The sequence below is a fragment of the Hymenobacter sp. BT18 genome (assembly GCF_012273015.1).
In the GTDB taxonomy this organism is placed as follows: domain Bacteria; phylum Bacteroidota; class Bacteroidia; order Cytophagales; family Hymenobacteraceae; genus Hymenobacter; species Hymenobacter lutimineralis.
Window position 1 is genome coordinate 1,578,401 of the sequence record NZ_CP050954.1, and the last position, 24,510, is coordinate 1,602,910.

The 24,510-nt window shown below is 58.8% G+C and carries 29 protein-coding genes and 1 tRNA gene; 5 read left to right on the forward strand and 25 right to left on the reverse strand.

Annotated features, from left to right (window positions below; genetic code table 11):
* Positions 1-145: 145 nt before the first annotated feature.
* From HER32_RS06525 to HER32_RS06540, 4 genes are all read left to right on the forward strand, one after another.
* Complete coding sequence (locus HER32_RS06525) at positions 146-1,000, forward strand: DUF2167 domain-containing protein (protein WP_168681297.1); 855 nt, start codon at positions 146-148, stop codon at positions 998-1,000.
* 109 nt (positions 1,001-1,109) lie between these two features.
* Entirely contained in the window at positions 1,110-1,835 is a 726-nt protein-coding gene (locus HER32_RS06530; RefSeq protein WP_168681298.1) for a TVP38/TMEM64 family protein, read from the forward strand.
* A gap of 126 nt (positions 1,836-1,961) precedes the next feature.
* Positions 1,962-2,038, forward strand: a tRNA-Arg gene (locus HER32_RS06535).
* A gap of 119 nt (positions 2,039-2,157) precedes the next feature.
* Positions 2,158-3,453 (forward strand): tyrosine-type recombinase/integrase, encoded by a 1,296-nt coding sequence (locus HER32_RS06540; RefSeq protein ID WP_168681299.1) that lies wholly within the window; start codon positions 2,158-2,160, stop codon positions 3,451-3,453.
* 50 nt (positions 3,454-3,503) lie between these two features.
* Here HER32_RS06540 and HER32_RS06545 read toward each other — a convergent pair whose 3' ends face one another.
* The gene (locus HER32_RS06545; RefSeq protein ID WP_168681300.1) at positions 3,504-3,764 is read right to left on the reverse strand and encodes a hypothetical protein; all 261 of its coding nucleotides are present in this window, start codon (positions 3,762-3,764) and stop codon (positions 3,504-3,506) included.
* Positions 3,765-3,931: 167 nt separating this feature from the next.
* Positions 3,932-4,363 (reverse strand): hypothetical protein, encoded by a 432-nt coding sequence (locus HER32_RS06550; RefSeq protein WP_168681301.1) that lies wholly within the window; start codon positions 4,361-4,363, stop codon positions 3,932-3,934.
* A 137-nt stretch (positions 4,364-4,500) separates the two neighbouring features.
* Here HER32_RS06550 and HER32_RS06555 point away from each other — a divergent pair, with 137 nt between their 5' ends.
* Positions 4,501-4,953: a hypothetical protein gene (locus HER32_RS06555; protein ID WP_168681302.1), complete on the forward strand. Its 453-nt coding sequence runs from the start codon at positions 4,501-4,503 to the stop codon at positions 4,951-4,953.
* A gap of 29 nt (positions 4,954-4,982) precedes the next feature.
* On the opposite strand, the gene HER32_RS06560 is transcribed toward HER32_RS06555, so the two are convergent.
* The 23 genes from HER32_RS06560 to HER32_RS06670 all read right to left on the reverse strand — a co-directional run bounded on the left by HER32_RS06560 (position 4,983) and on the right by HER32_RS06670 (position 24,237).
* A complete protein-coding gene (locus tag HER32_RS06560) occupies positions 4,983-5,567 on the reverse strand; it encodes a recombinase family protein (protein WP_168681303.1) in 585 nt (194 codons plus the stop codon).
* Positions 5,564-6,319, reverse strand: a complete 756-nt coding sequence (locus HER32_RS06565) for a hypothetical protein (protein ID WP_168681304.1) — start codon at positions 6,317-6,319, stop codon at positions 5,564-5,566. Before HER32_RS06565 ends, HER32_RS06560 begins: the two co-directional genes overlap by 4 nt.
* A gap of 72 nt (positions 6,320-6,391) precedes the next feature.
* Complete coding sequence (locus HER32_RS06570) at positions 6,392-6,700, reverse strand: hypothetical protein (RefSeq protein ID WP_168681305.1); 309 nt, start codon at positions 6,698-6,700, stop codon at positions 6,392-6,394.
* Between the two features lie 112 nt (positions 6,701-6,812).
* On the reverse strand, positions 6,813-6,998 hold the full coding sequence (locus HER32_RS06575) for a hypothetical protein (RefSeq protein ID WP_168681306.1): 186 nt from the start codon (positions 6,996-6,998) through the stop codon (positions 6,813-6,815).
* Positions 6,999-7,495: 497 nt separating this feature from the next.
* Positions 7,496-10,648, reverse strand: a complete 3,153-nt coding sequence (locus HER32_RS06580; RefSeq protein WP_168681307.1) for a hypothetical protein — start codon at positions 10,646-10,648, stop codon at positions 7,496-7,498.
* A gap of 10 nt (positions 10,649-10,658) precedes the next feature.
* The gene (locus HER32_RS06585; RefSeq protein WP_168681308.1) at positions 10,659-11,108 is read right to left on the reverse strand and encodes a hypothetical protein; all 450 of its coding nucleotides are present in this window, start codon (positions 11,106-11,108) and stop codon (positions 10,659-10,661) included.
* Complete coding sequence (locus HER32_RS06590; protein ID WP_168681309.1) at positions 11,105-12,592, reverse strand: hypothetical protein; 1,488 nt, start codon at positions 12,590-12,592, stop codon at positions 11,105-11,107. Before HER32_RS06590 ends, HER32_RS06585 begins: the two co-directional genes overlap by 4 nt.
* The gene (locus tag HER32_RS06595) at positions 12,589-14,772 is read right to left on the reverse strand and encodes a SprB repeat-containing protein (RefSeq protein WP_168681310.1); all 2,184 of its coding nucleotides are present in this window, start codon (positions 14,770-14,772) and stop codon (positions 12,589-12,591) included. The genes HER32_RS06590 and HER32_RS06595 overlap by 4 nt, the downstream gene beginning before the upstream one ends.
* A complete protein-coding gene (locus HER32_RS06600; RefSeq protein WP_168681311.1) occupies positions 14,773-15,309 on the reverse strand; it encodes a hypothetical protein in 537 nt (178 codons plus the stop codon).
* Between the two features lie 2 nt (positions 15,310-15,311).
* Positions 15,312-16,106 carry a hypothetical protein gene (locus HER32_RS06605; RefSeq protein ID WP_168681312.1) on the reverse strand — a complete coding sequence of 265 codons (795 nt, stop codon included), beginning with the start codon at positions 16,104-16,106 and terminating at the stop codon, positions 15,312-15,314.
* Positions 16,107-16,202: 96 nt separating this feature from the next.
* The gene (locus HER32_RS06610; protein ID WP_168681313.1) at positions 16,203-16,436 is read right to left on the reverse strand and encodes a hypothetical protein; all 234 of its coding nucleotides are present in this window, start codon (positions 16,434-16,436) and stop codon (positions 16,203-16,205) included.
* 1 nt (position 16,437) lies between these two features.
* Positions 16,438-17,421, reverse strand: coding sequence for an amidoligase family protein (locus tag HER32_RS06615; RefSeq protein ID WP_168681314.1), 984 nt, complete (start codon positions 17,419-17,421; stop codon positions 16,438-16,440).
* A gap of 202 nt (positions 17,422-17,623) precedes the next feature.
* Positions 17,624-17,905, reverse strand: coding sequence for a hypothetical protein (locus HER32_RS06620; protein ID WP_168681315.1), 282 nt, complete (start codon positions 17,903-17,905; stop codon positions 17,624-17,626).
* 2 nt (positions 17,906-17,907) lie between these two features.
* Positions 17,908-18,204 (reverse strand): hypothetical protein, encoded by a 297-nt coding sequence (locus HER32_RS06625; protein ID WP_168681316.1) that lies wholly within the window; start codon positions 18,202-18,204, stop codon positions 17,908-17,910.
* Positions 18,205-18,558: 354 nt separating this feature from the next.
* Complete coding sequence (locus tag HER32_RS06630) at positions 18,559-19,068, reverse strand: DUF4468 domain-containing protein (RefSeq protein WP_168681317.1); 510 nt, start codon at positions 19,066-19,068, stop codon at positions 18,559-18,561.
* A gap of 90 nt (positions 19,069-19,158) precedes the next feature.
* On the reverse strand, positions 19,159-19,653 hold the full coding sequence (locus HER32_RS06635; RefSeq protein ID WP_168681318.1) for a hypothetical protein: 495 nt from the start codon (positions 19,651-19,653) through the stop codon (positions 19,159-19,161).
* Positions 19,650-19,871: a hypothetical protein gene (locus HER32_RS06640; protein WP_168681319.1), complete on the reverse strand. Its 222-nt coding sequence runs from the start codon at positions 19,869-19,871 to the stop codon at positions 19,650-19,652. The genes HER32_RS06635 and HER32_RS06640 overlap by 4 nt, the downstream gene beginning before the upstream one ends.
* Positions 19,872-19,904: 33 nt before the next feature.
* The gene (locus HER32_RS06645) at positions 19,905-20,417 is read right to left on the reverse strand and encodes a hypothetical protein (protein ID WP_168681320.1); all 513 of its coding nucleotides are present in this window, start codon (positions 20,415-20,417) and stop codon (positions 19,905-19,907) included.
* Positions 20,410-20,922 carry a DUF5675 family protein gene (locus tag HER32_RS06650; RefSeq protein ID WP_168681321.1) on the reverse strand — a complete coding sequence of 171 codons (513 nt, stop codon included), beginning with the start codon at positions 20,920-20,922 and terminating at the stop codon, positions 20,410-20,412. Before HER32_RS06650 ends, HER32_RS06645 begins: the two co-directional genes overlap by 8 nt.
* A 5-nt stretch (positions 20,923-20,927) precedes the next feature.
* Positions 20,928-21,491, reverse strand: a complete 564-nt coding sequence (locus HER32_RS06655; protein WP_168681322.1) for a bacteriophage holin — start codon at positions 21,489-21,491, stop codon at positions 20,928-20,930.
* Positions 21,491-22,507 (reverse strand): DUF6712 family protein, encoded by a 1,017-nt coding sequence (locus tag HER32_RS06660; RefSeq protein WP_168681323.1) that lies wholly within the window; start codon positions 22,505-22,507, stop codon positions 21,491-21,493. Before HER32_RS06660 ends, HER32_RS06655 begins: the two co-directional genes overlap by 1 nt.
* Positions 22,508-22,510: 3 nt before the next feature.
* Entirely contained in the window at positions 22,511-23,902 is a 1,392-nt protein-coding gene (locus HER32_RS06665; protein ID WP_168681324.1) for a hypothetical protein, read from the reverse strand.
* On the reverse strand, positions 23,902-24,237 hold the full coding sequence (locus HER32_RS06670; RefSeq protein WP_168681325.1) for a hypothetical protein: 336 nt from the start codon (positions 24,235-24,237) through the stop codon (positions 23,902-23,904). Before HER32_RS06670 ends, HER32_RS06665 begins: the two co-directional genes overlap by 1 nt.
* Positions 24,238-24,510: the final 273 nt, after the last annotated feature.

The window sequence follows — 24,510 nt, forward strand, 5'->3', positions numbered from 1 at the left end:
AACGGCAGGAACCGAGGCCGCTATTTTCCCCAGGAAATAAGCAGGTTGCCTTTGGAATATAGGCCTCAGCTACGGTATCTTGCCCGGTTATACCTATTCACACGTTACCTATTACTGCTTGAAAAGACTTCTACTTCTTGCTACAATGGTAGGCCTGCAACTAACTACTGCGGCCGCTCCCGCTCCTGCCGATTCCGTTGACCGTGAAAAAGCCTACGTCGATTCGGTGCATGCCACCCTGCACTACCAGACCGGGCATATCGTTCTGCCCGATAACTTAGGTACGCTTGATGTTCCCAAGGGCTTCCGCTTTCTTGACGCCGAGCAAAGCAACTACGTGCTGACCAAGCTCTGGGGCAACCCCGAAGGCGGCTCCCTCGGCATGCTGCTGCCCGACGACCGGGGCCCTTTGTCGGACAACAACTGGGCTTTCGATATTGAGTACGACCCCTCGGGCTACGTGGAGGACGACGATGCCGCCGACATCGACTACGACGACCTGCTCAAGGAAATGCAGGATGACACGGAAGCCGACAACGACGAGCGGGAAAAGGCGGGCTTCGGGCGCGTGCTGCTCATTGGCTGGGCCGCCAAGCCCTTCTACGACCCGAAGCTCAACGTGCTGCACTGGGCCAAGGAGCTGCGCTTCAGCGGCACTTCCGAAACCACCCTCAACTATAACGTGCGCCTGTTGGGCCGCAAGGGGGTGCTCAACCTGAACGCTATTGGCAGCATGCATCAGCTGCCCGAAATCCGCCGTACTATTCCGAGCATCATCAAAAGCGTAGCGTTTGCCAAAGGCCAGCAGTACGCCGATTTCAACCCGAGTATCGACGAAGTAGCCGCCTACGGTATTGGAGGCCTAGTTGCGGGCAAAGTGCTGGCGAAAGTGGGTGCTTTGGCCTTGTTTGCCAAGTTCTGGAAGGTGATTCTGGCTTTGGTAGCGGGTGGCTGGACGGCTATCCGTCGGTTCTTTGGCAGCAAGACCGCCGACGAATAGGCGGCCACCGCCAAGCAAGAGGCCGTAACCGCGCAGCTTTTTGCCTCGTTCTTTCGTTCTACCTTCGGGCCGGCTGTTTCCAGCCGGCCCGTTTGTATTTACGCTGCCTATGGCATTCCTGAAAGAGCTTTTTCACCAGAACAAATCCACGCTGGCCTTGCTGGTGCTGTTGGCCGTGATGCCCCTGATCGGCGACAGCGCCCTGGCCTGGGTGCTGCATCACAACCGCGAGTTGCTGGTCCACCCCACTGCCTGGCAGATGCTGCTCTACTTTATTGTAGTAGCCATAGCCATGACGCTGGCCCTCACGCACACCACCGTGGTGGTACTCATCACCGCCTTCTACTTCGACTGGGCCGGCTTCCCTGGCATGCTGCTCACCTACATGCTGGCCGCCCTGTTCGGACACATGCTGGCTACTTCTCTCGATAAAGGCAAGCTCATTCGGCTGCTGGAGAGCTTTCCCAAGGCCCACGCCGTTATGCACGAGCTACGTGGCGACAGTTGGCGCCTAGTGTTGCTTACCCGCCTGTCGCCGGTCCTGCCCTTTGCGCTTATCACCTTTATTCTGGCGGTGGTAGGTGTGCCGCGTCGGCAGTTTCTTACGGCTTCGGTTGTAGGTATGCTGCCCCGCACCGTCTTTTTCTACTGGCTGGGTACAAAAGCCCAGGACGTTTTGCTGCTGATTCAGGACCCGGAGACGGGCACGGCCGGGAAAGTACTGGTGGCCTTGCTGCTGGCCGTATCCGCCTTTGGGCTTTACTACCTGTTTACCCGGGCCCTGAAGCGCGTGCTGAAAAAGGGCGCGGAAAACGACCTGCAAAATGACAGCTGAAATTCAGCATCTTGCAGTCTTTTTACAAAAAAAGCAGCCAAAAAGCCGCTCCATGCTTGCATAGCCCAGACTTACCCTGCTATCTTTGCACAACCAAAACGGAAAAACGTTTCCGGTCTGGCACTTGGTTGCATAGCTCAATTGGATAGAGCATCTGACTACGAATCAGAAGGTTTAAGGTTCGACTCCTTATGCGACCACCAGAACTGACCTAAACACGGTCAGCAACACGAAAAACCGCTTCTGCGGCCTGGAAACAGGCTGCGGAAGCGGCTTTTTTGCTTTACCCACTTCCCTAATAGTTCCCTAAGCAAATTTCAGCATGAGCTATTCAGCACAGATTCGCATCAAAACGGACTACTTGCTGCTGGGAAAACCCAGCCCGGTTAGGAAGGATGGCACCGCAGCCCTCTACCTGCAAGTCCTGATCGACGGGTCAGCCAAAAAAATACCCCTCGATATCAGCTGGCACCCGGATCTGTTCGATGAAGCCGCCTGCAAGTGCCTCCACTCCCCTGCTGCGGCACTGGCCCTGCACCGGGAAGAGTCCCAGGCCGAGGCCAACACCCTCATTTGCCAGCAAATGAAGAGTGACGCCTACCAGGTCTTTACCGACCTGCACCTGCGCCGGCAGCCCATCACGATGGAATCTTTCTTGAAGAACTTCCGCAGTGGGTTCAGCAAGGACTGCCTGGTGAAGTATTACACCGCCAAGCTCGAGGCCCGGAGAGCCAGCCACGAAATCACCGAGGAGAGCTGGAAAAGCCAACGGTCATCGCTCCGGAAGCTGATGGCCTTCAGCGCCCGGCAGCCATTCTCCACGATGGCTGAGCGGGGCTTTGCCAAGAAGTACGACACCTACCTCCAGCGCCTGGGCCACGCCGCCACCACGCGCTGGGGCTTCCATAAGGATGTAAAAACCTACTTGAACCTGGCCCGGAAGGAGGATAATATCTGGTTCCCGGATCCTTACGTCAACTTCGTCAATAGCCAGCCCGAGAAAGGCAACTGGGAGGCGCTGCTGAAGCGTGACTTGCAGCTGCTGGATGCCTACTACCACGTGCTCGAGCCAGGCACCTCACGCCGGCAGGTGCTGCGGCGCTGGCTGTTCGCGCTGGCCAGTTGCGGAATGCGCATCAGCGACCAGCAGCGCATCCAGGAGGATTGGCGCATGTTCGATGTCCTGAGCTTCATCCCCTTCAAAAACCGCAAGAAGGGCAAGAAGATCATGGTTAAGCTCAGCCGGCGCAGCCAGGAGCTATGGGATGATGCCGTGCGCGAGAAGGACTCGCCCAGCCCCTACGTCTTCACGCGCATGAGTGGGCAGAAGGCCAACGCCCACCTGCACGCCATCGAGCAGGAACTGGAGCTGTCGCAGCCCATCCACAACCACATAGCTCGGCACACATTCGCCACGCAGTACCTGGACGAAGGCGGTCGGGTCGACGTACTCCAGAAGATGATGGGCCACTCGAACGTAGGTGTGACCATGAAGTATGTGCGTACCACGCCCCAGGCGCATGAGCAGGCGGCGCAGCTCGTCGACAATATGTTCGGCCCTCGCTCTGGCCCGCCTGACGAAGAGCAGCCCCGGCGCGTTAGGCCGGCCAAATGGTAAAAGAAAAACCCGGCTCATCACCGGGTTTTTTTGTGAGTATAGAATATCCTTTACTTCGATTTCAGCGCGCATTCGTTCAAAAACTCAGTCACTGCTCTCCAGTCGTCAATCTCTGCGGCATCCAGCTCAGGGCGAGTTTTCAGGAACTCAAAAAAGACCTTCGCTGTAGTCTGCTGCACATGACCGATATCCTCCGATAACCGCAGGAATCTATCAAATGCGAGCAGCAGTTCAGTTGAAAGCCGAGTCGGGCCCAGGGCCTCGAACTTGAATGTGGGGGTTTGCTCAGGTGGCGATAGTAGGGCAGTCATAGGGATACAGTAAAATGGGAGGTGATGCCCTTACTCGGGCCGTGACTGAACGACGAACGGGAACGATTTGAGATGCGCACTTTACTCACAGACTGACTCTAAAACGAAAAAGGTCAGCATATGATACTAACCTTTTTCGTGTATTGCTAAAAATATTCGCAATCGTGTCAATAACGATATGTGAATGAGCGAGATATAGTTTTCGTGTTTATGGGCACTCGCCCAGTAAAATACTTACTGCGCACGATGGCCCACTGCCTTGTTGGAGGGTAAACTACCCCAAGACGAACGGCCTTTTCCTGGCGGAAAATCTCACCTTTTATAAGCGGTACCATTTCGCTGAAGGGGAAATCAGGCTGTGGGCCACGCAGCCATGCTTGATCCGGAGCACTCAGGGTCAGATGCTCAGCAATTCGCGCCTGAATGCCCAGTGAGGCCCAATTCATGAACTCATGCTCGAAAACCGGATCGTAGCGTACGACGTGTACAGGCTGAACAGGCCGAACAGGCGGATAGCTCACGTCAACATGACAATAGGCGCGGTGGGCGCTGGCCAGCAGGGCAGCCGAGCTGATGGCAAGGACAAAGAGGGTTTTCATGCGCGTGGCGTTTGAGTGAGAAATGAGATAAAGGACTCAAAGCTCACCCGGGTCGCCACCGAGAAAAAGGACAGAAAATTAGGATTCGCTAGTCCATACTTTTTGGGTACTTTTCTTCGAAATCTTAACGACCCATTATGAAGAGAGAAAATCTAGCGAAGGCATTAGCCGACATCGTTCACCACCAGAAAAACGTCCAGCATGCCAAAGACACCCTGGCCCACTTTGACAAGAGTGAAGGAACCCCAAGATCTGATCCTGATGGCTTCCTAATGGAGGGTGAAATTGAGAGAATTAAAGTTTATGAAACCCACTTAAATGCGCTAGAAGTCAGTGTAAAGGGAGCAGAAGAAAGACTACAGAATGCGATAAATACTTTACTAAGCCAGCTGCCTAAAACAGTTCAAGACGCTTTAAAAGAGCGAGGCCAAGTGATTACAGCAGGTTGGGTGGATGAGGGTGTTCAGACGAAAAGATATGGCCCCACGGCTATGTACTATAAAAAAGGAGAGCTCATTATAGAGCCATACACTGAGTACTTTGCTTTTAAAGACCGCATAAAGAATATGCGGCTAGAAGGAGACATATAGAAAAAGGCCCTGTGTGAACAGGGCCTTTTTTATTCAGTTTTTACATACTTGGCCACTGTGCTGGGTGAGAGTTCCAGTGTTTTCCCAATAGCTCGATCAGAAGCGCCAGTAGCCTTTAAGCGCTTCACCTGCTCCACGAGGGCGATATCGACTGTGGGGCGACCATGGTTCTTGCCCTTCTCGCGGGCCTTAGCAATTCCCGCCTTCGTTCGTTCGCCTAGGCGCACCCGCTCCTGCTTGGCAATAGCCGCGAGGATACCAATAATGGCGTCCTTAAAAATGCCCGTGCTATCCAAGTACTGTTCGGTGTAGGAAAGGAACTGGACGCCGGCGGCCGAGAGCTTCTGCAAGTAGTTCAGTGTCTCGACGACACCTTCCCGGCTGAAACGGTCGAGGGCCCAGAACACCACCACGTCGAAGCGCCGCTGGTGGGCATCCTGAAACAGACGCTTGAACTCTACTCGGTCAGCTTTCCCTCCCGACTCCTGGTCGCAGTACTCCTTGTAAACCGTGTACCCCTTCCGCTCAGCAAAGGCCCGCAGCTCGCGCAGTTGATTTTCATTGTCCTGGCCTTTATCGCGGGTACTAACGCGGGCATAGATGGCTGCTTTCATGATTGTAGGGGAAACTTATCTATCAAATTCTTATAGACGAAATACTCTTCGCTATAATCTCCTTCATGGGTTGCCCAGATATCGTTGATAAATGTTGGAAAAGACCACCGGGAGGGTGCTCCCGGAACATACGCAACCCTTGGTATTCTAAAAAACATGATATGCTGAGCAGTACTAAGGGATTGATAAAATGTAAATGAGTTCTGGCGAAGTGGCTTTTTGTGTAATGTTTTTAAATAATACATATATCTGTTTATAGCCTCTCCATATGCCACGGCTTGGTTATAAGTTGGAAAGTGACCTTGGTGTGTAACAATATTCCTGAAGTATATAGGGTCATTGTCCTTAACATATAATCTCAGACCATGCTCTTTCAGGTATTTGTTGTCGAAAAACAGTGGCAGCTTTCCAAAAATGCCATAATAGAGCATCCAGAATGCTCCTAGTTGACGCTCAGACTGTTTTTCAAGCCTTTTCCATATTTCTTGAAAATCCTCATCCTTATAATTATTTCCAGAATAGAGCATGAGTGCCACCATGTAGTACTCGTAAAATCTCTCTAGGGAAGCAGAGAAGTTAAATACCGCTTCACGGTAATACCCTTCAGATATTGCTTGCAATCCAGCCTCAAAGAGAATGTCATACTTGGGGTTAGTTATATATATCTTACTCTCGTGCCCACTTGAGCATGTGAATTCATATAGAGCAGACTCTTGCATCTCTACCCCTACCTTCTGAATCTTTCCATCCACGGGAGCGCAATGGAAGCACTCGATATATAGCTTCATCAATTCACCTTTTGCGTTTCACTCAAACGAGCGTAATTATTCAGTGACTCCAATTCCGAAGAACATAAAATACTGCATCACTAGGGTTAACACTAGCCAGCAGGCGTATTGCATCAGCATCAGCGCGTCGGCCACGACGCCGACGCGGGTGGTGCGGTCCAGGCGCCGCGTGTGCCACACGTATGAGCCGACAATGCTTAGCAGCACCCACGCCCAGCTTAGCCGGCTAATGACTACTAATACTGAGTAATAGACATGGTACGGGTTGCGCACCGGCAGGCCCAGCCGCCCAGCCAAGTAGTCCCTGTAGAATTCAAAATCACTAGCAAAAAATAGGATGAGCAATCCGCAGACGGTGACTAACCCGATAAGCAGCGACCGAAGCACTGGCATAAGCTGAAACATTCTGTGAACACATTTACTACCGGCACCCGGCCCAGCCAACAGCCAGCCTGGCTTAGAACATCATCGGCTCATGATTTGGATCGGGTGGCTCCGGCATAAAATACCAGATGTAGAGTGCCAGCAGTAGCAGCAGGGCGTAGAGCAGCCACATCAGGATTTCGGATACGGTGCCCGCCACCGTCTTGCGATCTAGGTGCCGCGTGTGCCACACGTACGAGCCGACAATGCTGAGTGCCACCCACGCCAAAGCTATCTGGTGGAGGACCACTTCACCGTTGTAATCCAGATTCTTTGGTAGGCCAAGTAACCCACCCACATGGCGGCTATAAAATCCGACCCCGGCGACCCAGTATAGACTCACGGTTACCACGATGGTAACGACCCCTATGAGCAACGAGCGGATGAGCGGTCCGAATAAGAATGAAGGCATGCAAATGGTATTATCAATTTAAGTAATCCTTTGAATAAAAAATCTCCTCCTTGGCTGATCGCTCCGAACGCCGCTGGTAGTTCACAAAAACGGAGGGATAGTCAAATGATGGTTTAAACAAGATACAGCTTTTCATATAAGCCCTGAGAAGAAGCGCACAGTCGAACACTGTTTAGCCCAGTGAATACTGTCCGGAATCCGTCCAGAAAACGAGCGTTTCTTGGACACTTTGAGCACCCCACAAAACAGCCCCGAAAACGCGGTTTTTCGGGGCTGTTTTTTACACCGTTTTTTGGACACTCTTTTTAGCTGACCGACGACTCCTGCCGTACCTTCTTCACATCGTCGACACCATCGGTCACTTCGCGCAGATCCTGCACCACCTTCAGCTTGCTCTGCCACTGCTCCACGCCGGCCAGCCGACCATTGAGCTCCTGCATCACCTCGACCAGCTGGCCGAGCACGGCCGCCGACTCGCTGGTGGTACCGATGCCTCCAGCTGGTACCTGGCTTCCTCCGTCCGTGGTAGCGCCGCCATCAGCGTAGCCCCGGAGCCGGCGCTGCTCCAGCCAGCCCTCGACCTGCATTACCTGCGGATCCTCCCGGAGCCACTTGGGAATGACGTACTCTTCCTCATGCACTACGCCGGCCACCGCGAAACCGGTGTCGTCGACCATCTTGCCTGAGTTGTTAACTCGAATACCCGACATCTCCAGCAGGGAGCCCCAAGGAGACACAGCTAAACTGCCAGCACTCATCCCACCGCCGGTGGCGCCCCCACTGGCGAACTTCTGGTTTTGCACCTGGTTGATGGCAATGGCCGTGCGGCCGGCAGCAATACCCGTCTGCACTGCTGCCAGCACGGCACCAGCACCAGGGAACAGTGCATTGATCGTGGCATTGGCATTATAGTTCTTCCAGATGCCCTGCACTTCCTGAACGCCATCCAGCACAATCTTGGCGCTGGTGAATGCCTTGATCATGTCGGCATTCTTCTTCCGGGCTTGCTCATCCTGGCCCAGGTAGCTGATCGTGGTAGCCAGCACCTCGCCGGCCACCTGCAGTCCCAACTGCGCGAACTGCCGCTTGGCTTCCTCCCGCTTTTTGGTATCGGCCACTACTTCCTTGTTGTGGTCTTTCTCCAGCTTCAGCAACTCCCGGAAGGTTTTGCGGTAGGTCTCGGATTCCTTACCGAAATACATCTCCTCCAGCGCCAGCTTGGCCTCCAGCGAGGCGTGCCGCTGATCGTAGAGTGCTTGATCCCGCTGGGCCTCGGTCAACAGCATGTCCTCAAACTTCGCCTGGATTTCAGCTTCCCGGATAACTTCGGCGGCGTCCTCATCAGCCAGGCGCCGCTCCAGTTCATCCTTCTTCCGCTTCGCATCCTCCTCGGCACCCTTCTCCCACAAATCCTGCAACAGCCGGTCGCGACCAGCTACGATTTCCGCCACCTGGGCTGTGTAATCCAGCTCATTTCCGGTGAGGGCCCGCACCTTGCGGTCGGCATCGAGCATAATCTTGGCCCGCTCCCGCTCGGTTTTGTCGCTCATGGCTAGTATCCGGGCGTCCTCGATCTGCTCCTCCTGCTTTACCCACAGCTTGGCAGCATCGATACGGGCCTGGGCCGCCTTTGCCAGTGCCGCCTGACGCTTCCGTTCCAACGCTTCTCGCTTCCGCTCTGCAGCTGCCGCTTCCTTTTCCAATTTTGCGGCTGCCGCCTCGGCCATGCTGTTGTCCTCCTCGCCAGTGCTGGCCGCTGCGCCCCCACCCTCGCTCGATGCGCTGGACGCTGCCGACCTGGTGCGTGTGATGCGCCGGCCCTTGCCATCCTCATAGCCCTGCATAAAGGCCTCGCCGGCCCGCAGGCCGTTATCGAGGGCCGCATCCTTCATGGAGCTGAGCATGCTGATCATGCCCTTTTTAATCTTCTCCGGATCCAGCGTAAAAACGCCGGTGAGGAAGTCGCCCAGCCCACCCAGGTATTGGATGGCCGCGTCCTTCAGCCCCTTGAAAATGCTGATAAAGTACGCCGACAGCCCCCCGAGGGCGCCGCGGAGCACCTCACTCTTATTATAGATGGTGATGAACCCATCGGCCAGCGCACTACAAATGCTCACCAGGGTGCGGATGGGAAACAGCAGCAAGGTAAACACCACGCGCAGTGCTTCAGCCGCCATGCCGGCAGTATCCGTCTTCTCATCCACCAGGCCGAGGCCGCGGGCAATGTCGACCAGCTCGTCGACTAATTTGCCCGACTCCGTCCAGAGCGAAACGAAGATGTCACGCACCGGCTGCGACTTTTCCCACACCCGGCCCAGCCACTCCACCGTGCGGTTCAGGCCATCCGTCACGAACTCGCCGATGGTTTCCTTGGTATCAGCCATCTGCATGCTCAGCGTACCCATGGCCCCGGCGGCCTCGCGGGCCTTGGTGGCCGAGCCCCCGAACTCCTTGTTTAGCTCCGCGAGGATGATGCGCTGCGCGCCAGCCGTGTCGCCGGTGGCCACGAGTCGCTCAATCATCGTTTTCTGCTCGGCCGAGAACGAGACGCCCACCCGGCTCAGGGCCGTGATGCCCTTGATCGGGTCGTTCAACGCCTTGCCGAGCTGAATGCTGGCGCCCTTCATGTCGGCCGGGCCGTCGCCGCCCATCTTGGTGGCCAGATCCTGGATAGCCGGCAAGGCTTCCTGAAATACGCCATCCTTGATGTTGGTGAAGGTCAGCAGCAGCGAGGCCGCGGCCTTGGTGTCGTCGTCGTCGATGAGCGTCACGTCCATCCGGGCGCTGGCCAGGTCCTCGATCTGCTTCTTCGTGACGCCGGCAGCTTGTCCCGTCGACTCCAGTGTCGCTTCGAGCTGGGCGCCGGCCTGCGCGGCGCCGGCGAAGTCGTCCTTGGCTTCCTTCAGAAAGTTGAAGGCCGTGCCTGCCAGCTCCAGTAGCCCACCGCCGGTGAGAAAGCCCAGGGCATTGCTCATGGCGTTTTTGAAAAACCCGCCCGTTGCAGCCGTTTCGCCCATCTCCCGCTTCACGGCATCAATGCGTTGTTGCAGCAACTGGTAGTCGCGCAGCATCCGCTCACGCGCTGGATCATCAGCTGATAGTTCGTGCAGCTGCCGCTCCAGCAAGCCGGCCGACGCCTTCATTTCGCTGAATGAGGCGGTGACCTTCTTGCCGTTCAGGATAACCTGCTCGTTTGCCTTGTTCAGCCGCTCGGTTTCTTCGCGCACCTCCTCCGCCGACTTGACGTAGGTGCGCATTTCCGTAGCCGTTTCCCGGATCCGGTCACGCAGCCGGGCATGGTCGTTGATCAACTGGGCGCGGCGAGGGTCGTCAGTGGCCATCTTTGCCAACTGATTGTTCATGATGGCCGCAGCGGCCCCCATTTCCTTCAGCGTGGCGTTTGCCTGCTGCCCTTTGAGAATTATCTCAACTTCTCTGGTTTCTTTTTCGGTAGCCATTGGGCTTCACTTATAAGTTAATTTCCACGTTGCCGGCCGGCACCGCATCAAGGGCAGCCGAGAGCACCACCCGGCCCTTTAGGTCACTCATCAGCTCAGAAAGCCGATGCATCTGGTAGGCTACTTCCTTCGAATACCACCGGCGTGCCTTGCGCTGGTAGCGTTTGAGCTGGCCTCGGCCGTTGCGAATCCGGTCATAGCCGTCGTCGCGCTTGGTGATACCGGCGCCCATGCCCCGCCCCACGCCCATGTCGATGAACTTGCCATACAGGGCGTAGCTCAGGCGCAGCTTCAGCTCATCGCCGCCGGCGGCCCCGATAACCTGGGTTTTGAAGGAGGAGAGCAGCGCGCCGGTGTTGATGATTTTTAGCTGCCGGATGTTGGCCTGGAACTGCTCGACCGTGATGGCCAGCCAGCTGGTGGCGAGTTGCAACTCGCTCTGGGTGTTTAGCTCATTCATACAGCAGAAGCAGGTAGCTGCCGATAAGTGAATGCGGCCGTTTCCAGCCGCCGACGTGGGTGCAACTCCAGCGAGACCTTTTCCCACAGGCATAGCTGGCCAGCGACCAGTTCCTTGCGTGTTGGCTCCAGCGTGCGCAGGTCGGCTATGTAGAACTCTACCTTCCTATCCAGGCGCGGGGCCGAGTCCAGGAAGGCCAACCAGGCCTGATAGCGTTGCGCGTAGAGCGTGTTATTCCAGTGCAGGCCCAGGGTGCCGACCGGAGTGCCTTCCCAGTTAACCGTACCACTGCTGGCCAGCGGGTACAAGCTCCCGTCACTGGCGGGCTGCAGCCCGTAGTCACTGAGCAGGCGCAGGCCGCAGCGCGACTCGTCGCCCAACCCCAGCGCCGGGGAGCCGCCTTTGGCCTGCACCGCCGGCGTGAGCACCCGGCGGGCCGTGTCGAGCGTGTCCAGGCCTTCCTCCATCAGCAACGTGCCGGCCTTCGGGCTCAGCGCCTGCTGGCCGGCGCCCACGACGAGCTGGGCCCAGCTTGTGTCGCGGGTTTTTGTTAGCTCATCGTCTTGCTCCAACTCCATCTGAAGCGTAAAGCCGCCTCGCTCTGCTGGCCGGCTGCGTGCTGGCCCTGCCCGACGTACCAGGTAGCGCGCATCGGCCAGCACATCGGCCAGTCGGTGCACGCGCACCACCCGGCGCATCGAATCAAACGTGTAGCCCAGCGCCAGGTAGCTCTGAATACTTACCAGCAACTCGCCGATGGTCATGTTGGGTACATGACGCTGTAGCAGGAAGGACTCCGCTGCACTTACCAGCCCGCCCACGTCGACATCAGCAGCCCGATCAGAATACACGACCAGAGCGCCGGCTTCAGCCGCATCCAGCCACTCGCCTTCCAGCGCATATCCTACCGTGGCCAGCACCCGGCGCAGCAGCGGTACCAGGCGCGGGAAAGGCACAATGCAGTAAGTGTTTTGGCCCGCGTTGGTCAGGTACTGCCCGCCGTGGAAGTAGTTGAGCCAGCCCCCGAAGGCCGAGTTAACATCAGCGTAGAAACGCGGATTGCGTACCATGGGCAAGGCGTAGTCGGCCGCATCATACGTCAGAGCCAGTGGAATTTCGCCCAGATCCAGCTCCGCCAGCTTCTTGCCCTTCACGCGGGCTTGCAGGTCGCCGGCATCAAAGACAACCTTCACCTGCGCTTCCTGCTTTTGCTCGTCGAATTCCTCAAACACCATCGTGCCCACCTTCCACAGCAGCCCACCAACGTAGCATTGGATGGGCTCAGTGGCTAGTCCCAGGCCTGCTAGCAGGCGCATGAGTGGGTGATTGAGCTTCACCCGGTTGCCTGGCGTGAGTGGCAAGGTGAACGGGTACGTTGTGGTGCCCGGCACGCTGTCGGACTGAAAAAGCGGGTTGTTGATTTCTACGCTGATGGATCCGTCGCCCAGATCCAGCCAGCCATTTTCGTGCAGTAGTCCTATCATGGCAGTTGGGGGCTATAATCATCGCTCACCCGGGTCGGCAGCACGCCCACGGCTGTCACCGGCAGCAGCGGGGTAAACTGCCGCTGGCGTGGCAGGTAGAACTCCAGTTCCAGGACGCCGCGGGCCTTACCGTCGACCAGCAGCTGCACGGTCTTGGGCTTGCACACGACTGGCATCCATCGGCCACCATGCAGGAACAGGATCCGGCGCGAGAGCAGCATCTCCTGCAAGTGCAGGCGGTCGGCCGCCGGCAGCAGACCTGTATCGAATTTTAGCATCGGGCGCAGTTCCCGGTCGAGCACGGCCACGTCGCCCTGCAGCGGGTCGTAGTCCGCTGCTAGGCCCAGCTGCGCCTCCTCGCCCGAAACCTCCACCTCGTACTGCAACTCCCCAGTGATGGCCAGCGTGTTCATGCCGCCCAGCGAGTTCTGGTAGAGCATGTACCGGCGCGGGTGCTCCGGGGGCCGGCGGTCAACCAGATAGTCGCGGAACTCAGTCAGCGTTACGGGATCATCGCCATCGGGCTCCGTGCTCAGCCACACCGTCCACTTGGTGAGCCGGCGCGTGGCCTCGTCCTGCAAGCCAAGTGCCTGCGCCCCCACCGGCACGCAGTACACCTCGTGGCGCTTCCAGTCGGTAGCCGTGAAGACGGTGCGCTCCTCGAAGTGGCCGTCATCGAAGTGCACAAGCACGCGCAGCTGCACATTATCGAGCTCACGCGGTACCAGGGCATAAAGAAACTCGGGCTGTTCGAGCGTGACCAGGCGCGGGTTGGGTTGCCATGTCAGGAAGGGCGCCAGCGCGCCGACCTGGTAGGAGTTAAACCAGGTGCGCGTGCGGGCCTCGTAAAAGTCGAGCCCGCCCAGCAGCACCGTGTGCTCCTGCAGCGTGGTGATGTCGCCAGTGGCCGGCGAATCACCATATCGCTCAGCATACTGCAAGTAAAACCGGCGAAACAGGGCACTGGCCCGCTCGAAGGCCGCGAGGCCCACGGCCGGCACGTGCGCGCTCAGGTAGGGATCGAGCAGCTCCTGCACCTGAAACGTGGTGCGGCCCTGGGCGGCTGGCTGCTCCAGCTCCCCGCCCACCAGGGCAAACTCCCCCGCTTCATCTTGCAGCCACACCTGGCAGATGAAGGACAAGTTGGGCTTGATGGCTGGGTTGGCCCGGTACACGTCGCCGGCATCGAGCGGCAGGGTGATGGGGTTGCGCGAGAAAAAAAGCTGGCTGACCTGCACGCGCACCTCAATGGTCGTTTCGCAGCCCAGCGCGTCCGTAATTTTCACGCTGTAGAGGCCCGCGGCCAAGCCCGAGCGGCTGGCCAGCGTCGAGCCATCGGGCCAGAGGTAGGTATAAGGGCCGACGCCGCCCGTGGCCGTGAGCGTCACGTCGGTGCCAGTGGCGGCAATGAGCACCTGCACCCTCGTGTTCTGGCCCAGTGTCACGCGCATCCGCGTCTCGCCGGTGAAGTTGGTGGTCAGCGCGCCCCACTCGGTGTTTTCGAAGATGATGCCGGCCGCATCGTTGTCCTGTACCAGCAGCTCGTACTCGCCAGCAGGCAAGTTGGTGCGCTCCAGCTGCGTGATGCCATCGTTCCAAATGGGGGCATAAGGAGGCACCCCGCCGGTGATGGTAGGGTGCAACGAGCCCGTCACGCCCCCGAAGCACAAGCACTTGACCTGCTCGATGGTGATGGTCGGCGGGTCGATGTTGGTGATGGTGTAGCTGGAAAATTTCCAGGCATCACTCCAGTACGTGGTGTGGAACGTGGCGGCCGAGAAGTTCAGATCGGCCCCATGGCGCGTGTTTTTGATGCGCACGTAACTCTGACACCGCTCGGCAGAGTTGCCCCCGGCCTGGTTGTAGCTGGTTTGCACCTCTCCCACCAAGCCGGCGTACCCCAGCTGCGTATGCACCGCCAGCAGCGCGTCCTTCAGGCTGTTGGCAGTGGCTTGGAGGCGGGCAAGCCAGTCGCTGACAGTAGGAAAGTCTTTTCCGGGGCTGACCAGGAAGTTGTAGCCGTCGGCCGTGGGGCCGGCCTGCGCAGCATCGGACACCGGGCGCAGGCGCACGACCAGCCCCCTGATAGTCAGCTCCCAATAGTCCTGCGAGTTATAGGGCGCGCCAGTGATGAAGGTTTCGGCCGTGTAGGCCAGGCGTAATTCTGCGAAACGGGCCATTTAGTTGAAGGCTGAGGGGTTGTAGGTAAAGCCAGCATTAGCCGGCGCTGTCCACTCGATGTCGAAGCGCACTCCATACCAGGTGCCATCGGCCAGGGGGCCGACCACGTCGGAGCTGATGTCGCTCACTTGCCAGCGGATCTTGCCCTGGTCTTCGTACTGCTTCAGCACGGCGGCAATGATTTCCTCCCCGGTTTGCTCGGTCTCGTCGATGATGGATTCCACCCCATCGGCGTCCTGCGCGCTGCTGGCCTGCTGCAAAATGTAGAAGGCGCCATGCCGGCGGCGCGTGCGGTTGTCCCCGCCATTGTCGCCGTAGAGCGTTTGGCAGGATTCGAGCACCATCACTTGCTCCCCAGCGCCAGGCCGCAGGCGCGTGCCCAGCAGGTTGCTCATCTCGTGCAAGTCCATCACCCGCTGGTAGGGGTCGATGCTGATAATCACGCGGGCAAAACGGGGCGTTTGCGACGCATGACGGATTTTCTTGTGACTGCCCGCAAGGCCGCGGAACAGGGCTACATACTCAGAGTGGCGCATGGCTACTTGATTGATTTGCGTTTTTCATAATCCTCAGCCGCGTCATGCAGCTCCGCCATGAGCAGGCGCAGGGGCTGGCCGGACGTCTGCTGTACCGTGCCGAACGCGCCACCGGAGAGCTTGCGCAGCACCCGGCCCCAGTCCGGTGCCTGCCGTTTCTGCTCCTTGGCATCTTCTTCACCGGCATCGAACACGGCCGGGAACTCCGCCTGGAGCTGTGCACGGCAGCCGCGGTACCAGGCCAGGATGGCGGCCTTCTCAGGCCGGCTGATCCGGCGCAGTATCGAGGCCCGGTGGGGCAGCAAGTGCTCGTTGAATGGCTCCCGCACGTCGCCTCCGTACGTGTGATGGAGCGTGCGCACGCCCCGCAGGCGCGGCCGATAGAGCACTGCCAGGAACTTGTCCAGGTACTGCGCATCCTGGTGCTGGTGATAGAGCACGAAGAAGGTGTCGGCGAAAATGAACTCGCCGAAGGTCAGGTTGCGGAAGTGGCTGCGCGGGCCATGGTAATCTGGCAGCAGCCAGTGCGGCCGCACGGTGGGCAGCAGCTGCTCGGTCAGATGGTGCTCCTCCGAAAACAGAAAGTCAGTAAGGGGCAGCAGCTGGCTGAGCACCACTTCGCCCTGGACCGCCAGCCGAGGCAGGGCGAATCCACTGAGCAGGCTGAGCAGGCGCAGGCGCTGGCCGGGCCGCTTCGCCACCAGCTCAGGCAGCACCCGAAGCAGTTGCCGGCGCGTGAGTTCATTCCACGTCGAGGGCACCTGGTGCTTGTCGCGGCCGAGTTGTAGGGTTTCCATGCCCCGAAATTGCCAGCGGCTGCCTCGGGTAAAAAGGACACAAAAAAGCCCCAACGCAGGTTGCGCCGGGGCTGCTTTCCCGCAGTTGCGGGGTGGTTATACTGGGGTAAGAAAGCCGCCCGCTTTGAGGTCGGCAATGAAGTTAGCAACGGAGTCGGTGCGAACAACTGACCCGTTCTGCATCTTGGCGCGGGCCGCTAAGCCTTCCATGAAGTCCTCGATGCTGACGCTAGGTATCCACTGCTGCGCGTCCTCGCGCAGGGCCTGGACTAAGCCTAAATCGGAGGCGGCCGTTATCGGGCCGCCTCCGAGTATGTTGAAGGTTGGCATGTTAGCGGGTTTGTAGGGCCGTGGCGCGGCGGGTGAAGTAGGTGGCAATGTCTCGCTGGTTAAAGGTAGTAAATTCTGCTACGGGCAGGTTTGGGGTAACCAAGCGGGCCTTGGAGTAGTCAACCAAGTTGGCCAGGAATTTTACCCAAAAGCTGATTTTTTCGAAGTTGGTGGTACCGCTGTGCTGGCGAAATTCAATAGTGCCCTGGCGGGTGAAGCTCTGCAGGTTCACCTTGTGGTAGCGGTCGTTGCCGTTGGCGGCTACGCTTAGCTCCTGGGTGGTCGTGGCCGCTAGTATCTGGCGCTCGGCCTCCAGCATCGTGCGGCTACGCTGAAGGCTGCGGCAGTAGCGGTTGGCCGAGCCGCGGCGGTTGGAGGGCATTACCCGGTCGATGCTGCTTTCCAGTACCAGGTAGTTGCGAACCAGCTGGCGCATGGCCTCGATGTTCAAGTCCTGGGCGCCCAGGTGTACATGCAGGCCGCAGGAGGCGTTTACCTGCGCGCCGCAGTGGTTGAGGGCGCGGCAGGCGCGGGCCAAGTCCTCCAGCCCTTCGTAGCCGCGCAGTACAGGGCTTACTAGTTCAAAGGCGTGGGCGCCGCTTACGCTGGCGTCCGATACGATTTTCCAGTAGTTGCGGGTGGTGTGGTTGTAGCCTTCGCCGTAGGCTTCGAGGCCTTGGGCGCGTAGCTCAGCCAACAGGGCCTCGCGGGTTACGCCGTAGGCTTCGATTTCTACGCCGAAGGTGCGGGTGAAGGCGCCGGGTGTGAAGGGGGCCAAGGCGGCTACCGTAGCGGTGCGGGTGGGCGTAGCCAAGGCGCGGGTTGCGCCGGCGGCTACCCAGGCGGCGTAGACGTTCTGGGCGAAGCCGTAGCCTACTCCCATCATCGTGGCTACTTCGCGGCGGCTCAGGCCGAGGCCGAAGAGCTGCTGCATTTTCCAGGTTTTGGTAGTTCCGGTCGAGGCGATGATTTGGGCGGCGGTCATTATCGTAAGGCGTTAGTTACGTGCGTTTTAGTATGACAAACAACGCATCGTTTATCGCCTGGATCAAGTTAAAAGACTTGTTTTTGAGTGCGTTAGCGAAGATTCCATGCACCGTTAACTTATCAACTGGCACGGTGCAATTGAGCAAGAAAAAGCCCCGGCTGGTGGGCCGGGGCTTTGCAATAGGGAGTAGAAAAACAGGTTACAATTCGGGGTCGACGGCCCGCAGCCGTTGCTCCAGCGCAGCAATTACCTCCACCAGCTGGTATTCGAACTTGCTGAGCGGGGTCAAAGGATAGAGATTATAAGCCGCGAGTATCTCGGTCACCTCCACATCATCGACGAAAATCGGCTCAACGAGTGGCTGACGAGGAGGCTGCGCTTCTTCTTCGGCGCTGGAGGATTGCTCATCCTCTTCCTCGTCGGGTTTCTGGCCGAAGCCAATCGGGGGCTTCGGCTTCTTGTCTTTCTGGTTCTTTGCCATCGTTAAGCAGCTGCATGAAGTGTGTAGGTGCTCAAATTCGACAGCCCGTTGACCAGTAAAAAGTACAAGGATTCCTCGCCACCAGTGGGTTGCGAAGTCTGGGTCTGCTCAGCGTAGGCCTGCTCAACGGCCCGCAGCACGTCGGCTGGTGAGTGGCACATGAGCATCACCCGGAGTTCGACCAGGGTGTGAGGGGTAATCATGAGCGAGGTGGCCATGCTGGCCAGGAGCTCTTCTCGCTCGATTACGGGCGCAGTGTGAAGCTGCGCGAAAGGGATGGAGTTGGATTGTTTTAGCATGGTACTCGGGCAATAAAAAACACGGCGTCGGCCGAAGAGAGGTGCTAAAACAATCCAGTGGATTTTTTTTGGGGCCTTCGCAGGTACCCCCCTCTCTCCGGCCTTAGCCGTGATGTCAGAAATGTCAGGAAATGAAAACGCCACTCGAAAAACCCCGACTAGGTTTAGAGTGGCAGTCTCCCACTGGGTTGTTTTAGCGTTTCAAAGGAACGGCCCGCCTGCATAGGATGCAAGCGGGCCGTTCACTTTTTTTTGGCGCAGCACAGCTTGGAGCTGCACCCTCGATCAAAAGGGACGGGGGCCTTACAGCTTCCCGCTCCGTCTGTGCTGGCGAACAAAGATATAGTGCAACTGCTAGAAACCAGCCCGAGGGTCGGTATTCATTGCTTTTCGAAGAGAGGCTTCCGTGCTACGGATATTCTGCTCTATTGAGGCCAGGTAGCGGGCCTTTACACGGTCAACAGCAACGGACTCCACAGCCGTGCTGGCCGCAATTGACTCACCGTTTATTTCGAAGCTGGTAGCCTTAAGCCTATACTTTCCGTCCTTAACATCTATCACGAATGTATAAGCGACGTTCTCAAACTTCCCCACATCAGACTGCCTTACATAAGGCAGAATACCCTTCCCAATCACTGTCCCCGATTCCGCATCAGCAAGCTCCAGCACGGCCTTGCTGGACACATAATTAAGAGCAGCCCAGCGGCGGGCACGGTCATAGAGAGCCTGCTTCGTGGCTCCAGTCACAGGCACAACTGCAGTTAATGTATAGAGCCCATCCTCCTTTTGCCACGTTGGCGCGTCCTGGGCCTGAGCTGCGGCGCCGATGCAAAGCAGCAGCGCAATAAATAGCGTCTTGAGCATGATAATAGCTAAAGTGAAACGGCACACTAGATAAGCAAAAAGGCCCCCAAACGGGGGCCTTTAGACACTACTGTCCGGGAATCAGGACAACTATTTTACCAGCAGCCAAGCCCACGTCGCGAGGTAAACTACGCCGCCGGCAACGGCCAGCGCCAGGCGCGCCGGGCCGGGCAAGTCTACCACGGCCGTCGTCGTTTTGCTCTGGTAGCCGAAGCGGTACTCCTGCCAGGCATAATGGAAGGAAAGCGAGTCGACCACATGCAGCGCCACCGGGTTGGTGGTGCGCAGGGCCCTGGCCCACTTCAGCCACAAGCGGCAGAAATTATACACCTCGTCGTGTACCAGCGGGAAGCACAGCGCAGCGGCTACCAACTCGCCGGCCAGCGGCACGAGCAGCATCTGCTGCTCGCTGATCAGGAAGCCATACGTCGCGCTGGCCAGCGCCAAGAAGAACACGACAACGCGCTGGTAGGTGTAGTCCTTGTGCTCGTTCCGAATGAAGCACTCGGCCCGGTTGCCGTCGTAAATCATGGCCTCGATGTCGCCGGCCAGCGCCGCATAGAGCAGCAGCAGGATCGTAATCACCGGCGGGCCTCCCGGTTTTCCTGGCTGAAGTACGTGCCCAGCACGTTCACGGCCTGCACGGCAAGGCTGATGCCGAACACGTACTTGCCATTCTCGGTGTAGCCCAGCAGCAGACCCACGCCGCTCACGACGATGACTGCGCTCAGGGCGAAGAAGAGGAACTGGTCGCGGCGGCTGCCTATCAGCTGCTGGCGGAAGGTTTGTTTTTGTCTGGGCATGATGATAAAAATGAAAGTGAGGAAAATGGCTGGTTAGCTGGACTTGCGTCGGCGCAGGTAGAAGAAGCCGAGCACCAGGAACACCACGACTATCACCACGCCGCCAATGGCAAGCTGCTGGCCCGTGATGCCGTTGTTGGTGGACTGATTGGGCTTCTGGCCTTCCTTGTGCTTGGCTTTCTTGCCGGCTTGGTTGCGGTGGTCGGACTGATCCTTGGCCCGGGTTTTCACCTTGCTCTGATCCTTCTCCTTGGTTTTAACCTTAGAGTTGTCCACGATTTTAGTCTTCACCTGCACGCGCTCAGGCACGGCGCCGACGTTGCCCAGCGCCCGGGTCTGCGCGGCTAACCAGGCCTGTTGCTGCGGGGCGGTGGCGCCAGCTGGTGCTGGTACCAGGTACGCTGGCAGCGCGGCCACCCGCTCCAGCGAGTCGAGGTTAACCGGGCGGGGCGCGGTGGTGGTGACTTCCTTGCCGGCCACGCAGCCGGCGAACAGGAGCAGGAAGGCATACTGCATCCAGGATTTGGGGGCGGGGAGCTTACGCATTGCGGTATTCGATGAATTGGCCGCCAGCACGCACGGCCTGGATGATTTCCTTGTACAGCTTCACATACTGGCGGCGCGAGTTGAGCACGCCCATCTGGCCATACACTTGGCCGTGCTTTTCGCCCACGACATAGCAGCCATCGGTGTCGTCGTCGGTGTTGCCCCAGTGCAGCAGGATCAGGCGCTTTTCCAGCGGGCCCTTCACCCAAATCAGGTCGTGCGGCTTGTAATGCACCTTGGTGGCGGAAGGGAGCTGCAAGTATTCCTCGCGGCTGATCAGGTTCACGCCATCCTTCGTCCAGAAGTACTTGCTGAAGTTGGGGCTCGGGCGTAGGCCCAGCGGATAGATGCCCAGGGGCACGCAGGTCTCGCCGTAGACTTCCTTGCCAGGGGCTCGGGCTTCGTCCTCGACGCCGGCGCAGTAGTCCTTATCGCGCACGAAGAGGCGCGACAGCGTCCAGTCGGCCGCGCTGGGCGCCCGACGAACGGAAAGCAGGTTGCTCATAAAACTTAGGAAATGGTGGCAGGGGTTGGCTCGGGCGCCGGCGCAGGCGGCTCGGCATCAGCGGCGGCGGCTTCGGTGGCGGTGGCCTTCAGCTCACGCATGCCTGCGTCCGGATCCTCAGCGAAGAGGGCCAGTCGTTTGAGCAGGGCCTTGGGAATAAGTGTTGGCTCGATGGCGGCCAGGTTCTCCAATAGGCTCAGGGCTTCGCGGGCCATCATCACCGAGTAGACGAAGGTGTCGAACCACTTGAAAATCACGTTCTGCTCACCATGCACCGTGAAGTGCGTCATGATGTGGGAGAGCACCAGCATGGCCAGGTAGATAATGACCTTCAGGAAAATCCGGGAGAAGGCCCGGCTGCTCACGTTGCGCTGGCGCCAGCTGCGGAGCAGGCCGGTGCCGGTGTCGACCATGATCAGCGTGAAGAGGAAGCCCAGGAACTGCCAGTCGTCGAACAGGTACTGCCGGACGAGCAGGGCCAGCGGCGATAAGGCCAGGCCCGTCAGGAAAGCATCCAGCGTGCGCGCACTCGTCAGCAGGATAACAGCGGGGTGAAAGAAGGCGCGCATTAGAAGAACTTGAAAATGCGGGTGGTAGAGGAATTGACGGGCACCACCGGCGTGTCGGGGGCCGTGTAGCGGGACGAGGCGAAATAGGTCGGGAAGCTCGTGGTCGAGGCCTGGCGGTTGAGGTAGTCCTCCAGCCGACGCAGGTAACGATGTCCATCGTCCAGGGCGCCGCGGGTCTTAAGCAGCATCAGTTGGTCGAGCGAGGCGTCGGCCTCCTTCGCGTTGCTGTCATCGATGCGGGCCACCTTCAGCTCGATGCCGTCCGGGGCGATGCGCAGGCCCAGTTCGGGCACAGCCTTGGCGAAGCTCAGGTTGGCTAGGGCCGGGTGGACGTAGCTGCGCAGCAGGTTTTCGTTTTCCGAGGTGAGCGTGCGCGTCCGGATCTGCTCCCGGAGTTCCGAAAGGAAGGCGGGGCTCAGCACGGCCGAGAGCTCGAAGTCTTCCAGCCGCCGGCGCACGGGCGCCAAGGCCTCGTACACCACCCGGGACGAGCTGATGTCGACGTGCTCCTGAAATTCAGCGGTGCAGGTAAACAGGCCGCGGCGGTGCAGCTCACTGGCCGGGCTTGCCAGCCAGGGGGCCAGCTCCGGGGCCTCGCGGTTGTCTTCCAGCCACTGCACCAGCACGTCCAGGTCGCTGTTGCCCCGCCAAATGAGGGCCTTTTGCAGTGCCTTCACCTGCCACGGAAAGGCGGTTTTCTGCGTCTCAGTAGCAACGAAGTGGATGCCGGTGCTGTCTACAGTCACCTGGTGTTCTTCCACTGAGCCGGCCGTCGCCAAGCGAGCAAGTGGCGCCTGCACCAAGGCCAGCAGCTCCGAGGCCAGAGATTCCTGGTCGCCGGTGGTGTTGTACTGGTCTACCAGCCACTGGTAAAGCTCCTTGCCCAGCAGCCGGCGAATGACCAACTGCTCGACTTGAATTAGCTGCAACTGGATGGCATCCGGAATGGGCTGCGTGGAGTTGATGTTAACCTTGACGTAGCAATTCAGCTCGTCGACTGTTTTCAGGAGTGCCATTTTTTACGCAGTAGGAGCCTCAGCGGGCTGTTGAGCGGGCGGGGCGACTTCGCTGGATTGGTCCAGCGTACCCACCTGCATGTTGAGAAAGCGGAATTCGATGTCCTCGCCCCAGCCGTTGTAGTCGCGCACCAGGTAGAGTGGCTCCAGAATCAGGTGCTGGAGGAAGTAGTGCGTAGCCACGAACACGTTAAAGGCCACGCGCTTGTCGGAGCCCGAGCCGGCGCCCATGCCCTTGCCAGGCGAAATACCAGGCAGCGTGGGGTCCACCTGCAGGGCGGTGTAGTGGTGGGAGCTGGCCTCCTGCGAGTCCTCTACCAGCAGGCCGCTTTTGATTTTGTCATCGATGGCCGTGACTTTGAACACCGAAATCATGCTGCCCGGGTTGGCCGGGTCGGGCATGGTCACCGTCATGATGGACTTTCCGGCGCCGCTGGTGCCGGCCATGGTCGCTTCGAAGGCAGCCAGCTCCTCGCTGATAATTTGCTTCCGGTCGCCCTCCTTCTTCTGGTCCCAGTCCGGGTATTTCCAGCTCCAGTAGCGGATATCGGCCTCGATCAGGTACTTAATCGTGAGCTGGTTGGCCAGCAGGTTTTTCTTGAACTCGGGAATGGCCAGGGCTACGTCGAGCCAGCCGGACTTGCGCAGGCTGTTCCAGGCCACCAGCTGGTAGAGCGACTGGCCGGGGCTGGGCACCGATAAGGGATAGATGTACTTGAAGCCATCCGTGCGGGCCCGCAGCGCTTCCACCGGGTCGGTGTAGGGGTCCAGCACCGGCACCGAGGTGGTGTAGGCGTCGCCGGGCTTGGCCCCTTCCGCCCACATGGCGCTGATGTGCATCTTCTCCGGGCCCTTGCCGGGTTTCGGTACCGAGTAGCGGCAGTACACCGCATCCTGGGTGTTGACGCTGGTAATCCTGCTTCGGTCACGCGAGAGAATAACCTCAGCAAAGCCGTTGGCCCAGTACACCAGGTTCTGCAGGCCCTCGAAACCGTAACGCGGGATGTTGCTTTTGCGGAAGAAGGTCTCGATTTCGGGCACACGTACCCGCTCAAATACCTCCTGCCCGTTCTTATCGTAGCCCGTAACCCGCCCATAGACGATGCCCTGCCCGTAAATGGCCCGCTGTTTCCAGTCCAGCACCGGCGCGATGATGGTGGACTTGCTGATTTCCTTCAGCACGTTCTGCGGAAACAGGTTGTCGTCGCCCCAGGGCGCCACGTCCTGCGCGCTATACTTCGTGGTGGGCGTCGTGGATGCCACGCCGTCCTGCTGGCCGGGCTTGCCGCCACCGGCCCCGGTGCTGGCACCCATGGCCCCGTTCAGGCGGTAGAAGTTGCCCGAGCCGGGCGAGTAGGCCAGGTTACCAGCCGAGGTAAATACAATCTGTGACATTAGATTATGACTTTTCGCCCCTGCACCTCCACGAGCAGGTAGATGTGAATTTTCACCAGCTGGCCGGTGGCGGTATCCTCCAGATTGCGTGTCGCGTGGCGGTAATGGGCTGGTGGCCGGCGCTGAGGCGGCGTGCCTGCTTCGCTGGAAGGCACCGGCACGAGCTTCGCCCGCGCTGGCTTTTTGCTGGCCAGGCGCACGGCCGGGAGGGTGCGGAACTCGCCGCCGGTTTTGCGGCGTCGGTCGTAGGTGACGAAGCGCACCGGCACCGGCACCGGCGAACCTTCAAGCAGTTCCAGCGCCTCGCGTAGTCGGATTGGAGCGGGTGTTTCCATGCCCCGAAATACCTGCTTAGCCGAGGCAGAAAAAAGGACACAAAACGCCCGCCAAAGCCCCAAAAACCCACAAAATCCCAATCTCACAGCCTAATGCGTTTGCGTCGCGTGGCGGGCGTTTTTGGGCTGTTCTGGCGTTTTATAGTCTCACTAGTCTAGCGTTGTGCCCCGGCTTGCTCTGTCGCGTTTTGGCAGTTGCCGAGGGCTGCCTCGGGGATATCTGCTGGGCGCACCACGTTTCCGCGTTTCCCACTTTCCACGTTTCCATCATCG

Excerpts from the sequence above, each read along its gene's own strand:
- HER32_RS06525 (WP_168681297.1), top strand. The coding sequence starts at position 146 with ATGGTAGGCCTGCAACTAACTACTGCGGCCGCTCCCGCTCCTGCCGAT.
- HER32_RS06530 (WP_168681298.1), top strand. The coding sequence starts at position 1,110 with ATGGCATTCCTGAAAGAGCTTTTTCACCAGAACAAATCCACGCTGGCC.
- HER32_RS06540 (WP_168681299.1), top strand. The coding sequence starts at position 2,158 with ATGAGCTATTCAGCACAGATTCGCATCAAAACGGACTACTTGCTGCTG.
- HER32_RS06545 (WP_168681300.1), bottom strand. The coding sequence starts at position 3,764 with ATGACTGCCCTACTATCGCCACCTGAGCAAACCCCCACATTCAAGTTC.
- HER32_RS06550 (WP_168681301.1), bottom strand. The coding sequence starts at position 4,363 with ATGAAAACCCTCTTTGTCCTTGCCATCAGCTCGGCTGCCCTGCTGGCC.
- HER32_RS06555 (WP_168681302.1), top strand. The coding sequence starts at position 4,501 with ATGAAGAGAGAAAATCTAGCGAAGGCATTAGCCGACATCGTTCACCAC.
- HER32_RS06560 (WP_168681303.1), bottom strand. The coding sequence starts at position 5,567 with ATGAAAGCAGCCATCTATGCCCGCGTTAGTACCCGCGATAAAGGCCAG.
- HER32_RS06580 (WP_168681307.1), bottom strand. The coding sequence starts at position 10,648 with ATGGCTACCGAAAAAGAAACCAGAGAAGTTGAGATAATTCTCAAAGGG.
- HER32_RS06585 (WP_168681308.1), bottom strand. The coding sequence starts at position 11,108 with ATGAATGAGCTAAACACCCAGAGCGAGTTGCAACTCGCCACCAGCTGG.
- HER32_RS06590 (WP_168681309.1), bottom strand. The coding sequence starts at position 12,592 with ATGATAGGACTACTGCACGAAAATGGCTGGCTGGATCTGGGCGACGGA.
- HER32_RS06595 (WP_168681310.1), bottom strand. The coding sequence starts at position 14,772 with ATGGCCCGTTTCGCAGAATTACGCCTGGCCTACACGGCCGAAACCTTC.
- HER32_RS06600 (WP_168681311.1), bottom strand. The coding sequence starts at position 15,309 with ATGCGCCACTCTGAGTATGTAGCCCTGTTCCGCGGCCTTGCGGGCAGT.
- HER32_RS06605 (WP_168681312.1), bottom strand. The coding sequence starts at position 16,106 with ATGGAAACCCTACAACTCGGCCGCGACAAGCACCAGGTGCCCTCGACG.
- HER32_RS06610 (WP_168681313.1), bottom strand. The coding sequence starts at position 16,436 with ATGCCAACCTTCAACATACTCGGAGGCGGCCCGATAACGGCCGCCTCC.
- HER32_RS06615 (WP_168681314.1), bottom strand. The coding sequence starts at position 17,421 with ATGACCGCCGCCCAAATCATCGCCTCGACCGGAACTACCAAAACCTGG.
- HER32_RS06620 (WP_168681315.1), bottom strand. The coding sequence starts at position 17,905 with ATGGCAAAGAACCAGAAAGACAAGAAGCCGAAGCCCCCGATTGGCTTC.
- HER32_RS06625 (WP_168681316.1), bottom strand. The coding sequence starts at position 18,204 with ATGCTAAAACAATCCAACTCCATCCCTTTCGCGCAGCTTCACACTGCG.
- HER32_RS06630 (WP_168681317.1), bottom strand. The coding sequence starts at position 19,068 with ATGCTCAAGACGCTATTTATTGCGCTGCTGCTTTGCATCGGCGCCGCA.
- HER32_RS06640 (WP_168681319.1), bottom strand. The coding sequence starts at position 19,871 with ATGCCCAGACAAAAACAAACCTTCCGCCAGCAGCTGATAGGCAGCCGC.
- HER32_RS06645 (WP_168681320.1), bottom strand. The coding sequence starts at position 20,417 with ATGCGTAAGCTCCCCGCCCCCAAATCCTGGATGCAGTATGCCTTCCTG.
- HER32_RS06650 (WP_168681321.1), bottom strand. The coding sequence starts at position 20,922 with ATGAGCAACCTGCTTTCCGTTCGTCGGGCGCCCAGCGCGGCCGACTGG.
- HER32_RS06655 (WP_168681322.1), bottom strand. The coding sequence starts at position 21,491 with ATGCGCGCCTTCTTTCACCCCGCTGTTATCCTGCTGACGAGTGCGCGC.
- HER32_RS06660 (WP_168681323.1), bottom strand. The coding sequence starts at position 22,507 with ATGGCACTCCTGAAAACAGTCGACGAGCTGAATTGCTACGTCAAGGTT.
- HER32_RS06665 (WP_168681324.1), bottom strand. The coding sequence starts at position 23,902 with ATGTCACAGATTGTATTTACCTCGGCTGGTAACCTGGCCTACTCGCCC.
- HER32_RS06670 (WP_168681325.1), bottom strand. The coding sequence starts at position 24,237 with ATGGAAACACCCGCTCCAATCCGACTACGCGAGGCGCTGGAACTGCTT.